The 14630-nt window shown below is 38.7% G+C and carries 8 protein-coding genes; 3 read left to right on the top strand and 5 right to left on the bottom strand.

Annotated features, from left to right (window positions below; all coding sequences use genetic code 11):
* Nucleotides 1–88 precede the first annotated feature (88 nt).
* The 5 genes from ACTQ1L_RS12180 to ACTQ1L_RS12160 form a co-directional block, all read right to left on the bottom strand.
* Complete coding sequence (locus tag ACTQ1L_RS12180; protein WP_441367421.1) at nucleotides 89–697, bottom strand: HAD family hydrolase; 609 nt, start codon at nucleotides 695–697, stop codon at nucleotides 89–91.
* Nucleotides 690–2417 (bottom strand): AAA family ATPase, encoded by a 1728-nt coding sequence (locus ACTQ1L_RS12175; RefSeq protein ID WP_441367420.1) that lies wholly within the window; start codon nucleotides 2415–2417, stop codon nucleotides 690–692. Before ACTQ1L_RS12175 ends, ACTQ1L_RS12180 begins: the two co-directional genes overlap by 8 nt.
* Nucleotides 2418–2674: 257 nt before the next feature.
* Nucleotides 2675–3547 carry an EamA family transporter gene (locus ACTQ1L_RS12170; RefSeq protein ID WP_441367418.1) on the bottom strand — a complete coding sequence of 291 codons (873 nt, stop codon included), beginning with the start codon at nucleotides 3545–3547 and terminating at the stop codon, nucleotides 2675–2677.
* 183 nt (nucleotides 3548–3730) lie between these two features.
* Nucleotides 3731–9898: an InlB B-repeat-containing protein gene (locus ACTQ1L_RS12165; protein WP_441367417.1), complete on the bottom strand. Its 6168-nt coding sequence runs from the start codon at nucleotides 9896–9898 to the stop codon at nucleotides 3731–3733.
* Nucleotides 9899–9913: 15 nt separating this feature from the next.
* The gene (locus ACTQ1L_RS12160; protein ID WP_441367416.1) at nucleotides 9914–11083 is read right to left on the bottom strand and encodes a cohesin domain-containing protein; all 1170 of its coding nucleotides are present in this window, start codon (nucleotides 11081–11083) and stop codon (nucleotides 9914–9916) included.
* Nucleotides 11084–11266: 183 nt separating this feature from the next.
* On the opposite strand from ACTQ1L_RS12160, the gene ACTQ1L_RS12155 reads away from it, so the two are divergent.
* The 3 genes from ACTQ1L_RS12155 (at nucleotide 11267) to ACTQ1L_RS12145 (ending at nucleotide 14075) form a co-directional block, all read left to right on the top strand.
* Nucleotides 11267–11980 (top strand): LytR/AlgR family response regulator transcription factor, encoded by a 714-nt coding sequence (locus ACTQ1L_RS12155; protein ID WP_441367414.1) that lies wholly within the window; start codon nucleotides 11267–11269, stop codon nucleotides 11978–11980.
* Between the two features lie 83 nt (nucleotides 11981–12063).
* Complete coding sequence (locus ACTQ1L_RS12150; RefSeq protein ID WP_441367412.1) at nucleotides 12064–13332, top strand: sensor histidine kinase; 1269 nt, start codon at nucleotides 12064–12066, stop codon at nucleotides 13330–13332.
* Nucleotides 13333–13559: 227 nt separating this feature from the next.
* Nucleotides 13560–14075 (top strand): hypothetical protein, encoded by a 516-nt coding sequence (locus ACTQ1L_RS12145; protein ID WP_441367411.1) that lies wholly within the window; start codon nucleotides 13560–13562, stop codon nucleotides 14073–14075.
* Nucleotides 14076–14630 lie beyond the last annotated feature (555 nt).

Raw genomic sequence — 14630 nt, 5'->3', positions numbered from 1 at the left:
TGGCTGTTCTGTTAGTCCGTTGTAAAACTCTATAACCGCTGCAATATCCTTCTATCCGGATGCCCCTTTGATACCCGCCAATCAGCTTTTAATCCAACAGCATCTGCTCCAGCTTTTTCTTTCCGGTCTCATAGTCTTTAAACACAATTCCCTCCATACCAAGCCTTCTGCCACCTTCGATATTCTCCGGTCTGTCATCTATGAACACGCATTCTTTCGGATTCAGATTGTATTTATCAAACAGGCACTGATAGATACCGGCATCAGGCTTTATCATCCCAACCATAGCTGAAATGACTTTGCCGTCAACAAGTGACACAAAACTAAGTTCACTGTGCGTATGAAGCTCGAAGTAGTCCTTTGGATAATTCGATAATAAATACACTTTATAGCCTCTGCTCTTTAACTCCTCAATCCAGTCTGCTGCATAGTCGAATGCCTTTACGACAAAAGCCTTTCCCTCTTTGAAAAATCTCCTGATATCCGCCTCATACTGTGGAGCCACCTTAACCATCTCATCAATTATCTCGTTCTCAGGAATTACACCACGGTCCAGCTCAACCCAGACAGGGTTTTCATATGTTGCATGGGCTAAAGCTGCTATTTTATTTTCTTCAATGCCAATCTCACGCATTGCCTCGTCCGGCTGGAATCTGACAAGCACGTTTCCTATGTCAAATACTATGTTTTTAATCATTTATTTTTTCTCCTACAACCCTGCATCTCTTCCTGCAAAAAGCAATGCCATATGCTAAAATATCGCACCTGCCCTCATCGCGCAGAGCCTCATCATATCTCTTCTCCTTAATCTGCGTCATAGCCGCCTCACACGCTGCATCAAGGTTTTTCATCTCTTTTGCATATTTCACTTCAATAACGATGCCTGCATCCGGATCCTCTGGCTTGATTAAAATATCACTGAAACCGTCTCCCGACTCACGATTTGACTTAATAAGCCAGCCCGGATTGCTTCCGCGAAGCAGGCCGAGGAGCAGACCGTGATAGAAGTTCTCTTTCATATCATCAGAAGCCTTGGTATCAAGTATACTTATCATGCGGCTCATCACGATGTTAAGCTGTCTTGCAATCTGCTTCTCATCTTTATCGAGGATAGCTCTAGATAAAAGCTTCATGGTATCATCATTTTTTGCAACAACAGCCTTGAACCACTCCTGAATCTGGAGAACAAACACTTCACGCACCTCTTTATTTGGAATCACCAGCTTGTAGGCATAGCTCTCGCTGTCAGGCAGCCTGACCTCACCCGCCGTAGTCAGGTAGCCTGTTGTAAAAAGTACGCTCCACAGATTGTCTATAGTATTGTCAATCTCATCATAGGTCAGATCCAGTCGGAGCTGTTTCTCCACAAATCCACCTGCCACGAGCTTTTCTATCTCATCTCTCGTGGTCTGGTCTGCCTTGTCCACAAAGCGCTTCACCATGTCATTGCCACTGCTGTTAATCCAGAATGCACTTGGCCTGGCTGATGGGTCAAAAACCAGCTTCTTGGCAAAATTGATTACATCCCAAGGACAATAAATATCGGTATTACCAAAATGATAGCCGTCATACCACTCCTTTACATCAAGGTAACGCTCAGCCCTGTCATAATCCGTAAGTAGCTTCCTGACCTCATCATCAGTAAAACCAAACTGCTCATCATGGGCGATATCTACAATGGAATTGATTTCAAAATTGTTGAGACCTGTAAAAATACTCTCCTTGGATACACGAAGACATCCTGTGAGTACGGCAAACTGCAGAAACTCATTAGTTTTGAGCGCCTGTCCAAAGAGTCCTCTGATGAGTGAAACCATCTCTTTATAGTAACCATTCTGGAATGCCTTATCCAGAGGGACGTCGTACTCATCTATAAGGATAACTGCCTTCTGACCATAGTGTATAAACAATAACTGCGACAGACTCTGCAGACTTGATACAAGAAGCTGCTCATCCATCGTATATTTGCCATCACACAGCGAAATGATAGCCCTATACCTGTCCTTATCGTTTTCTGAAAGAGCCTCACTATGCTCCAGAAACTTAAATTTTTCTGCTTCCCTCCCAATGAGCTCAGTAATCATATATCTTGCATCATCAAATGAACGTCCCTCAGCACTCTTAAGTGACAGAAAAATAACCGGGTACTTTCCCATATATTTGTCACAAAGCTCTTTGTTGCTTGAAATATATAAGCCATCAAACAATGACTCATCCGCACCGGTTTCAAAAAAGGCTTTAAGCATACTCATGTTCAGAGTTTTTCCGAAACGGCGCGGCCTCGTAAAAAGAGTGACCTCTCCACCGGTTTCAACCAATTGCTCTATAAGCTTTGTCTTGTCAATATAATAAAATTTGTTTCTTCTGATTTTTTCAAAACTATCAATTCCTACCGGCAGTTTTAAAGTGCTTGCCATATGAACCTCCACAAAACGTATCAATCCGCTATACTTAGCTATAGTATAGCGGATTGATGGGTAAAATACAATTAGTATCTATATCCTATTCACTTTTTGCATTATCTCTATGCTCTTTCAATAAATGTTTACTTTGTATACCGAAAACGTTACCATTTGCATAAAAACGACTAATTTTTGTAAATTTTTACCTATAATATAAAATTTTTCTAATATTTTTATAGCTATTATTCTTCACTTTTATTTCAAAAAAATCCTTAAACCAGCATAAGCAGTGTTCCCGCAATAATAAGGATAAGTCCCACAAAGGATTTCATCGTCAGCTTTTCCTTAAATACTATGTATGAAAATACGATAGTCACAACTATGCTCAGCTTGTCTATCGGCACCACTACGCTTGCCAGGCCGTCCTGCAGCGCCTTATAGTAGCAAAGCCATGAGCCACCTGTAGCCAGCCCCGAAAAACAGATAAAAAACAGTTCCTTTTTCTCTATCTGCTTTAGCGTATTCTGTTTTCCTGTGACAAACACTACAATCCATGCCATTATAAACACAACAATGGTCCTTATTGCCGTACCGAGGTTTGAATTGATTTGTTCCATACCCATTTTTCCAAGTATCGATGTAAAACTTGCAAAAACAGCCGACAGCACCGCATAAAACAGATAACTATGAGACCTCTGTGACTTGTCCCGGTTTTCCCCGGAATTTTCTTTTTTGGTAATCATCATATATGTGCCGATTGCAATAAACACAACACATACAAACTTAACAGGTCTGATTTCTTCCTTGAAAAAAATAAACGCCAGTATGATAGTCAAAATCGTGCCGGACTTATCAATCGGCACAACCTTATTTACATCACCAATCTGAAGTGCCCTGAAATAGCATAGCCATGAAGCTCCCGTGGCAGCACCTGACATCACCAGAAGTACCCATGTCTTTACAGATACATCTGTTATCTGCCCCTGTGCTCCCACCACAAATACCAAAATCCATGAAAAAATTAAAACTACTATTGTCCTGATTGCAGTTGCTACATTTGAATCAGTTTTTTTGATTCCACACTTTGCAAGAATTGACGTAAGTCCTGCAAAAAGTGCAGAGCCGAAGGCATATATTACCCACATTTATTTCATCTCCCAACTCTGTTATTATTTAGTATTTTATAACTATTCACAATCACTCCATATATAAGCAAAATTATATGCCATTTGTACTGCTTTTTCAATTTTCAACTGATAAAATAGACAGCCGCGTAAACGCGGCTGCCTCTGAGGATAAATTTTACTAACAGGTTAGTAAATTGCGTATTATGGCATTCCAATGATGGTTGGGTAATCATTGCCCTCCTTGATTTCCCATACTGTCTGACCTTCAACTCTGTTTGTCCAAACATTGAGCTTTTCTAACAACGTCTTACCTCTTGTATCTGCTTCACAATTATCGTTCATTGCTTCATTAGGACCATTGAATGATGCTGTCTTCTGACTTTTAATACCATATTTACCACCATTTTTACCATATGCTCCTTTTGAACCTGCACATCCTGACAGATAATAGCACTGATCCATTGTTGTGCCTTCATCTCTCTTAAAAATACCATGACTTTCTGTAAAGCCAAGGATTGCTCCTCTTTGTGAATCTCCTCCTGTTGTATATACTGTACCTGTATTGTAGCAATTGTATATTATGTCCTTATGATCTGCGTGACCTACAATTCCTCCGCACTGTGAATTTCCCTTGCCATAAACTAAACCAAAGTTTACACAGTTCTGAGTCCTTGTGCAATCGCTCCATCCTACAATTCCTCCTACATAGTTATTGGCAACCACTCTTCCGAAATTCTCTGCTCTGTATATTCCTCCCCATACGCTGTATCCGGCAATTCCACCAATATGATTATTTCCATCAACTACCGCATGGCTTACACAATTGCTTACAGTTGCATTATCAAGCTTACCAACTATTCCACCAACATGGCTTCCATTGCCAAAGTAAGAATTGTCAACATAAATATTATAAATACCCGCTTTATATGCATAACCAACAAGTCCCTCATAACTCATGCCTGATGATACAAGTCCTGTCAATTTATGATAATTTCCATTTATCGTACCTCTAAAACTGCCCCAGGCGCCAATTGGTATCCATAGGTATTCAGACATATCTATATCTGCATCAATGATAATTGTCTTTCCTGACATATTATTCCCATCGCAAACAATTTTTGACACTCCTGCTAACTGAGCTGCTGTATTTATTGTAAATGTTGTATCTTCGCTATTATACCAGCTTTCGTCTGCATGTTTGTCCCATGTTTCTGATGGTATAGCTTTTGTTGTGGTATTTTCTATATATGTCGCATTTGTCAGATCATTGTAGTTCTCATCATTTGTTATATTAACATAAACCGTATAATCTGTTTGTGGAGACAGCTTGTCAATCACATCTGAGTCCGTACCGCTTACACAAACATACGACTCTCCTCCGCCGGTATTATTTACAACATAACTTACTAAAGCATTATCATCCAAATCATCAATCTTTGATTTGTCAATCTTTAAATATGTGTATCCGGCATCCACAACCTCACCGTCTGCTTCAATCGTTCTGTCAGCCTTATTGATGGTCATAACTGCATCATAGGTCTGCTCGAACTTAGCATAGGTATTGTCACCCTTTCGTGCCACTGTCACGTTGTATGTGCCGGCCTTTAATGGTTTTTCTACATAATCCGAATCACCCTGACGCATAAACTTAAATGTGAAATCATCGGCTGTAAGCTTACTTTCCTCTGGCAGCTTGTCTGCATTAAAGGTATATTCAACTTCCCTCTGAACACCCTTTTCATATGTGAATGTCTCAGCCTCTCCGAAGTCAAATACATCCTTGCTGATATCCACAAGCTTCTCCCAGTGTGCGTACAATGTCTGGTTTGCGGTGATCTTTACAACTGTATCGGCAGTAATCTCATCGCCACCATCAGCCGCTGTGAACCAGCCTCTGAAGCCATAGCCGGTCTTTTCAGGTGTTGGAAGCTCACCATAGGTCTTGTCGAATGTAAGCTTCTTTGTCTGCTTATCAGCTTCTAGCTCGTTACCACCATTTACCTTAAAGGTTACAGTGTACTCATTTGCTGTCCACTTTGCATACAGCTTTGTGGTACCTGATGGCATCTTTCTCTCTGTAAATTCTTTCTTGAATGTGCCATTGTCTGTAAACCATCCGCCAAATGTGTATCCATCCCTTGTCGGTGTAGGGAGTTTTCCTACCAGACTTCCCTCAACCTTCTTTACAGGAGCCACTGAACTACCACCGTTGCAGTCAAACTCGATAGTTGCTTCCGGTCCCACGAGCTCTCCACATACAACCTGATATGTTGTATCTGCATCTGCGCGTCCAAACTCAGGTGAAATATCCTTGATTGCCATGCCCTCGTCTGATACGATTGTCTCTACCTCTGTAAGATCAGGTGTTGTACCCTTCTCTATTGTCTGAGATAAATCGTCATGCTTAATTCCCGTAAATACAAAGGTTATCTTTGCACTGTTGTCCACATAGTTTGCTGTTGCGCTAACTCCATCCTTGAGTGTTGCAGCCATTGCTGAATTAATCTTTGCTGTGAGGTCGAATGTGCTGCCTCCGACTACAGTTGCCTTTGTTGTCAGCTTTGCAAACTTTGTATATTTATTATTTATCTTATCACAGGTCTTTGTATCTGCCAGATCTGAGAAATCAAATGTCTCTCCGAATCTTGCATAGTAATCCCTGCTCTCTGTTGTGCCATCCTCCTTCTGGATTCCGTTAACAGTTACCTTATACTTTTTATAATTTACGTTATAATCAAATACCTTGTTGTCAATTAGTGTCTGGCCCTTTGTCTGGACATCTCCATAGCCTGTTCCGACCTCGTACTTGTCATCATTCCAGCCTATAAGTGCCTTTATTTCGTCATCTGTCGGAAGGTCAAAGCTCTTGTTCTTTATGAGCTTTTTGCTCCATACTGTCTGATAGCCGTCGACATCGTTACCCACTCTGACAGAGGCTGTATAGTATTCGCTGAGCTCTGCTGTTGAGAGATTGGTCCATACGAGTGGCACTGTTACAGTCATATCATACTGAGAAAATGCCAGCTTGTTGCCCAAATATGTGATTATCATATCACATTCCATGTATCTCTCGCCCTCAGGCACCTCAACACTAATCTTTCCTGTAGCTTCATCGAACTTAAAGTGGGAGTTTGAAAGCGTTACGTTGTACTTATCATATGATACAGTATTGTTTCCTGTTCGTACAGGCTCCTTTCCCTGAATACCTGTATTTAAATCCATATATGAAAGTGCAAATACCGTGTCAGGTGCTTTCATGCTAATTCCGTTTGTACTGTTGCCGTCCTCATCCTTTACTATTACCTTCTCATCAGGTTCAGGTGAATATGCATTATTATAATAATAACGTGCCCTTCCTGCTGTCAGCAGAGGTATCTCTGAATTTATAAAATCATAGCTGTATGAAAACAAATTTCCCAGTGCGTTTGCATCAAATCCAAGGCTGAAATACAGTCCAAACTCCATAAAGAGTGCTCCTGCCATTCTCTCAGATGTGCTTGCATATGCTGTATTTTTCGGTCTCATCTTCTCATATTCATATACGAAGAAGCCGTACAGCTTCACATATGGTCCCATCTCTGCACTTATGCCTACTGATGCGAGCTTTCCACTTCCGATTGCCACATAAAGCCTTGCATTGACGCCTGTCTTTACTCCAATTCTTCCCATGCAGTAGAACTGGAACCTGAATCTCTCATCAATAAGATCCATAGAAGAGTTTCCTGCCTCAGGTCTAAACAGTCCAATCTTGAACCAGAAGGTGTATCTCTTACCAACCTCATACTCCAGGTTAGAGCCAATCGCAATACTCATATCAGTGCGTACAATAAAGTTGGTCTCTACACCGATTACAAGTCCGTAGAAATTGACCTTTGCAGATGCTATCTCCTTGTTTACAAGCTCTATCCAGCTTGTATCCTGCTGTACTGTATCTGAGTATCTGTCCATGAGTGCCTGCATTGACTCAAGATACTCTGTATATGCCTCTGTCTCATTTGTCATGTTCATCATGTCAAGAAGATCGGCTGCAATATTTGACTTGTCAAGGTTATTTCCCATCTCAGCCCAGGCTTCTTTGGTGGTTATGTCATTTTCCTCAACAAATGTCCAGAGATTGTTCAAATCCTCCCTGTAGCCGTCAAGCTGCTCCTTCTTCTCAGAAGCCTCATCTATTTTCTCCTGAAGCTCCTCTATCTTTGTCATGACATCGCCGACTGTCTTTAGACCGTTTGCTATCTTGTCAGCACCCTTTAAGCCTTCTACAAGCTTATCGTCATTTATGAGGTCCTTAATCTTTTCCCAGGTGCTCTTTTCCTCAGGCTCAACTGTGTAAATCTGTGCATTAAATGAGAATGCAGAATAGCTCTTTATATCTACCGTTGAGTTTACCTGTACACCTATCGGCACCGGTATAAACAGTATCTTCTTTGTTACGATACTTCCTCTTACTCCCGGCTGTATTACTACCTCCTGAACAAATGTTGCGCTTAATGGTACATTTACACTACCGCCGTCTGATGTCTCTGCAGCAAAATCTGCTTTTACATTAACCGCAAGCTGTACACCATTATTGTAATGGAGCTGGTCACCCTTTGTGATAAGCTCTACAGAAAGGTTAACCTTATCTGAAAGCTCAAACTTGCCTGCTATATTGTATTTTGCAAGTGCAAGAGGTGTGATTTCTTCACCGTTTTCATCAGTAACCTCAGCATCCTCAAGTCCACATGTGGCAAGCGCTTCCTCACCTGAAGCCTCATCAACTACCGCTGCCTTATCAAGCATATCGCTGAGTGCAGTTGCAGCGCCTGCTGTGAAATCACTCTGCTGTAACTGATAAAGTACAGTGTCCTCTATCTCTTTCTTTTCCTGGTCTGTGATATAATCATCACCTGAAAGGTCAACATCAGCATTCAGATCCATACTGTCAAGAATTGCCTGGCGTGTTGTCTTTTCATATGTAATCTCATGAGTCTCACTGTTGTAATCCGTAATCTTTGCATAGTATGCTGCATCCTCTGATGTGAGAGCATCCTGTGACTCATAAAGTGTGATGAAATCTCCCTTTCCTGCCTTTTCAAGGGCATTTGCCTTTGTACCGTCAGCTTCACCGAGCATTGTCTTATACATATCTGCATCAAGCTCGTCAAGACTTACTGTTCCCTTATCTGCTGTCGGCTTTGCCGCTACCTTTATTGGGAAGTTGTCAGGTACCTCGTACATCTTTGACTGGTCTTCATCCTCTAATGGAACGAATGTAACCTTTTTACCATCAACATTTGAAACCTTTACATATACCGCCGGATCTAAAAGAGCTTTTCCGTCATCGCCCTTTCTCTCTCTTGGGTCCTTTCCCACATATACACAGATAATATCATCCTGTGACAGCTTGTTTGCGTTATCATATTCAAACGTTCCACTGTCCTTATCTGACATTCCTGATACAATATCGTCTGAAAGCTCAGTATATTTTCCATACTTTGTTCCGCTTATATTGTAGTCAATATTGTCTGTGTCCTTGACATATTTGATATCTTCAGACATCTCAAGGTTTTCAACCTTCTCCATCTTTATAGAGAATGCCGCTGTTCTTATTGTTGCATCTTTTCCGTCAAATACCCAGCCGTCTGCAAGATTCAGTTCATATGAACAGCCCTTGTTAAATCCATCCGGTGCCTTAACTGTGTATACACCATCATTATCTGCATCCGCAATATCAAGCTTAACCGCTGCAGAACCATCCTTTACAGTAAGCACGGCTGCACTCTCAGGTGCATTTTCCCCTGATACGCGCTTAATGTTAAAGGTTACATCAGGTTCAGCATCCATCTGTGTAAATGATGTTATGTTGAGTGCTTCTGTACTCTCAAGCTCCTGATACTTGGCATACACATTCATACTCTCAGTCACAGGATCCTCTGCATAGAATGGCTGTGTACATGCACTGTCCTTATAGTATCCAAGCAGCGTAGCATTTTCCTTAGAGGATTTGGCTACTGACGGAACCTCTCCCAGAGGAGAGCCCTTCTCTGCCTGGAGGGAATCGATTAACCTTTCTCCGTCGTAGAAGTTTACTGTCAATACATCCGGTCCAAGTTGTATATCATATTCTGCAATATATTTCTTAATAAAGAGCAAATCAATAAAATCTACTGTACCATCAGCATTTACATCTGCATTTTCCGGAACATAATTCTTCGGTTCAATTTCCGCAATATACTTTTTTAACGTGAGAACATCGATGAAATCTATCTCTCCGTCTCCGTTTACATCACCATATTTTCTCTCGCTCGTCTTTGCCGTTGCCGTCATAGGAATTGACGTGAAAAGCATGGCACCGACAAGCAGCATGCTTATTATTCGTTTTTTCATACGCTTCTCCTTTTATCATCTGCCGGTTTTCTTCATAACAAAGAAATAAAGTCCGGCGCCAATTGCTCCTATTACTGCTATAACCACAACGACAGCCGCTGCCTTTGGCACACCGCTTGATTTTTTGACCTCTTCTTTTTTAGTATCCTTCATGGTATCTTTCTTTTCCGTCTGCTCTGTTGTCTCAGTAATTTCTGTCTCACTTTCAGTTTCTGTGACAAGCTCTGTCTCTGAAGCCTTTTCAGTAGCTTTTTCTGTAGCTTTTTCAGATGTCTTTGCTACTTCTGCAGTGTTCTCTTTTGTTTTCTTACTCTTTGTTTTTTTGCTATCAGAGGTTTTCTTCTCTGTCTTCTTTTCTGTATTCTTTGCCGTAGCTGTTGTATTGTTGTCCGGTTTTTTCACTTCTGTTTTCTCATCTGATTTTGGTGAATCAGACTTTGAAGGAAGCTTTTCAATCTTGATTCCTGAAGCTATCAGCTTTCCACAATCCTTACAATATGTATCTCCTGTGTAGCCTTCAGTTGTGGTTGTTGCATCAACCTTGTTTTTTATCTCTGTATTTTTGTGACCTGTAGCCGGAATTTTGTTTTTCTCAAATACCTCACCACACTTTGTACATACAACCTTTGTTTCCCCTTCTGTCTCGCAGGTTGCTGCTATTGTCTGTGTCTTTTTATTATGTATGCATTTTTCAACAGTCACTTTTCCGCTTCCACCGGATACATCTATCTTGCCACCATCAACGTTCTGCGCTTTTTCTAATTTAACAAAAACATTACATGAAGCCGCATCAGCGCCATCCAATACCTTAAATTCAAGTATAAAAAGTATGCCGTTTCCAGTCACATTATTAAAATCGCTTGAATTTGCAACATATACCCCCTTTGCCTCGTTGCAAATTGCCTCACTTACCGGAAATACATTTCCATTAGACATTGACTTAAGCTGCAGCGCACTGCTGTCATACTCGGTCTTTACCTTTATTCCATATATTCCCGGATTATTGGACAATGACACATTGACCGTTACCGTTCCTCCTTTTTCTGCGGAAACAGACGATACACTTAATGCCGCACCCGCTGCCTGTACCCGTGTTTTTCCGCCTGCAATCGTCATGATCAGCACAAAAATCATCCCGATTACAGCAATGATTCTTATTCTTTCACAAGTTTTTCTCTCCTGCATGCTTTATCCTCCTAAAAATTATATATTAATGTTATTTATAGTACCAATTATACAGGATTTTCTTATACTTTTTAGTACTCTGGTGTGAAATGTAACTTTTTAGGCGCGAATTGCAAAAAGACCTGTTTACGCTTTTTCAAAAACAATATATAATGTCTATATTAATGTTAAAGAGGTTTTTATATGTTTGAAATAATTATATGTGATGATGACAGTGCATGCCTGGAACAGACCAATCAGCTTGTTAATGACTGGATAGAAACAGCATCTGTTCCCGTCACCGTAAAAACTATAGACAATGGTGATATGCTGCTTAATTACTGCAATAAATACAACCCTGATATGATTCTTTTGGATATAATGATGCCTTTATTAAACGGCATGGATGCAGCGAGAGAAATACGTGAGCATAATTTGACCTCCAAAATTATTTTCCTGACGTCATCCCCTGAATTTGCCATCGAATCCTATGATGTAGATGCCAGCGGTTACCTGCTTAAGCCTGTAGACAGATACAAGCTATATAAGCTTTTAAACAAATGTCTTTCTGAGATTTCACGACCTGCGGATTCAATAACAATCCACTCAGCCTTTGGATATCAGAATATATATTTACACAACATCGAATATCTTGAAGCCCAGAATAAAAAAGTCATCATTTTTTTATCCAATGGTGATAAAACTGAAGCTATTGGCGCACTTTCTTATTATGAGAAGAGTCTTACATTGGAAAAAGGATTTTTCAAATGCCATCGTAGCTATATTGTCTATATACCTGCTGTGGATCATTTCTCCGGTACAGAGCTCGTAACCAAATCAGGTACACGGATTCCTATTGCAAGAGGTCTTGGCAGGACTTTTCAGGATACATATTTTTCATATATGTTTCGCGAATAGTTAGTCCGCCATCTTTCAGCCATTGTTTCGAATTGTTGATTTTATTTTACTGCTAACCGGAATGATTTTTATAAGGGGTTTATATGATTAATTATATTACAGAAATAATTAGACACATTCTTACTCTATACTTTGGAGTTTTTGTCACAACTGCCATTATAGGAATTAAAAATAACAAAAAGAATTTTCGGATAGTTAACTGCTTTTGCATACTGGATCTGCTTCTACACATGATTTGCTCTATGTTAAAGAGTTCTTCCCATGTTTTAAACGCCTATCCGCTGCTGACACATCTGCCATTACTTCTTTTGCTGATATTCATATTCAAAAGGAGTCTTTTAAAATCGCTGCTTGCAGTCACAACAGCATATCTGTGCTGTCAGATTAACAACTGGATTTCAATCATCCCTGAATCACTCGGCTGTGCTCAATGGATTATAGACCTGACATATATTGCAGGCATTTTCGTTACTTACCATGTTGTTTACCGATATATTGCATCTGCCCTGTCAAATGTTTTCTCAAAACCGGATATAGAGCTTATACCATTTTGTATAATGCCGTTTTTCTATTATATTTTTGACTATGCTACTACTGTTTATACAAGTCTTCTTTATGACGGAAACCGTCTTGTATCAGAGTTTTTTCCTTTTGTAATGAGCATATGTTATCTCGTGTTCTGTATCGTCTACTGCAGACAGTTTGAGCGTCAACAGCAGATTTCAACGCAGAATTATTTCATGCAGATTAAACAGGCACAGTTTCAAAAGGAAATAGAAAGCATGCAGCGAAACGAAAAAAATGTATCCCTGCTCAGGCATGATATGCGTCATTTCTTGAATAATATAGCTGCATTTATAGAAAACGGTGAAGATGATAAGGCCTTGGACTATATCAGAAGTGTTGTAAAAACCTCTGAAAAAACTGTCAATAAACGCTACTGTTCAAATGACATTATAAATATTATTCTTCTGTCGAATGCTGATAGCTTTGCTGCAAATAACATTGACTTTAAATACTCCATATCAGCTCCTACAAAGCTTGATATATCAGATATTGACATGACATCAATACTACAGAATGCTTTAGAAAATGCCCAGCATGCTGTTATGGCACTTGAACCTGACAAGAGGTTCATCAGTCTTTCAATTTCAAAAAAGAATGATAAGCTTCTAATATCGGTAGAAAATCCATATGCATTCAGGCCAAAAATGATAAATGGTATGCCTGTTGCCACTGAAACAGGTCATGGTCTTGGAACCAAAAGTATACAAAAAACTGTTGAGCAGCTTCACGGCAACTGCCAGTTTTCTGTTACTGATAATCTGTTTTTATTGAGGATTATTTTATAATTTTTTATAAGATAATCCTCTTGTTTTTAAAAATTATCTTTTTGTTAATTTGCTTATTCTATTCGATTTATTCTATGATAATTTTTTCTTTTGTTTTCTATGGTTATGATTTCCAGCTTGAGTATCATTGTTAATTATGATACTCTATAGACAGAAAATACTAACTGTTACTATTTTGACATTGACATTAAAGAACAGTTAAAAACTTTTTATTCAGAGGTATTCCCATGGCAGGCTCTTATAAAGGCAAAATAAATCAAACAGATAGCTCTTTAACCTATGAAGCACTTAAAGGCTACCGACACTTAAACCTTAAGTTAGCTTCCTCAGATAACAGCGCTGAGGATTTAAAACAAAATCCAGATTTCCTTTTCTTTCAGGACATACTCTCAAGTCTGGGAATTGATATGCAGGTTTCATCTGATAACTGTCTTTCACTTAACATGAACCCTGATGTATTTAACGTTAAGGCCAAAAGAAATGCCGGAGCAAAACGAAAGCTGGTTTATCAGGAAAATAATGATTCTCCTTATTCCTTCAATCAATATAGATTCTCGGATATAGTGTATATGCTTCAGGAAAGCTCCGATACTGACATAATGGAAGCTCTTAATATGAAACGCGCTACATATTATCGTCATAAGAACCGCCTCATGAACAGTACCTATTACAATAAACTCGATAAAGCCCGATTATCAGATGTGAGTTACCTGAAGTCTGTTCCGGGAGATTTTTCATTTTAGTATATCAGTTTTTATATAACAATTCCTTTTACATTTTATATAACTTTTTGTATTCATTTTTATATTTTATTATTTATTATTTAATATAAATTCTATTATATGTTTTATTATAATATTTTTTATTATATTTATCATCATATTTTATTATATATATTTATTCAAATGTTTTATTGTATGTTACATTTTACCTTTTGTTTTACTTTTATTTTTGTATTTTATGTTATAAGTTCTTACACTTTCTATTTTACTTAATCTTTTATTTTCTACAATACAAATCATTATACTATTTATTAGATTATTTTTTATATTAAATATAACATGTATTATCATATATAATATTATATATATTATTACAGTTATATTTTTATATTATATACTATCTTTTTTCATCTATTTTATTATATATAATATATATTGTTTTATATAACGTTATATTTTTTATATTATTGTATATAATATACATTATTATGTAGATTATTTTGTATGCTATTTTATTTATTGTTTTATCTACTATTTTGTCTACTATTTTATTTATTATTTTATCTATTATTATAT

Source organism: Agathobacter sp. LCP21S3_B2 (assembly GCF_052118705.1).
In the GTDB taxonomy this organism is placed as follows: domain Bacteria; phylum Bacillota; class Clostridia; order Lachnospirales; family Lachnospiraceae; genus Roseburia.
This window is presented reverse-complemented; position numbering and strand designations above follow the sequence as displayed.

Coding starts and splice junctions, on each gene's coding strand:
- ACTQ1L_RS12180 (WP_441367421.1), bottom strand. CDS start 697: ATGATTAAAAACATAGTATTTGACATAGGAAACGTGCTTGTCAGATTC.
- ACTQ1L_RS12175 (WP_441367420.1), bottom strand. CDS start 2,417: ATGGCAAGCACTTTAAAACTGCCGGTAGGAATTGATAGTTTTGAAAAA.
- ACTQ1L_RS12170 (WP_441367418.1), bottom strand. CDS start 3,547: ATGTGGGTAATATATGCCTTCGGCTCTGCACTTTTTGCAGGACTTACG.
- ACTQ1L_RS12165 (WP_441367417.1), bottom strand. CDS start 9,898: ATGAAAAAACGAATAATAAGCATGCTGCTTGTCGGTGCCATGCTTTTC.
- ACTQ1L_RS12160 (WP_441367416.1), bottom strand. CDS start 11,083: ATGCAGGAGAGAAAAACTTGTGAAAGAATAAGAATCATTGCTGTAATC.
- ACTQ1L_RS12155 (WP_441367414.1), top strand. CDS start 11,267: ATGTTTGAAATAATTATATGTGATGATGACAGTGCATGCCTGGAACAG.
- ACTQ1L_RS12150 (WP_441367412.1), top strand. CDS start 12,064: ATGATTAATTATATTACAGAAATAATTAGACACATTCTTACTCTATAC.
- ACTQ1L_RS12145 (WP_441367411.1), top strand. CDS start 13,560: ATGGCAGGCTCTTATAAAGGCAAAATAAATCAAACAGATAGCTCTTTA.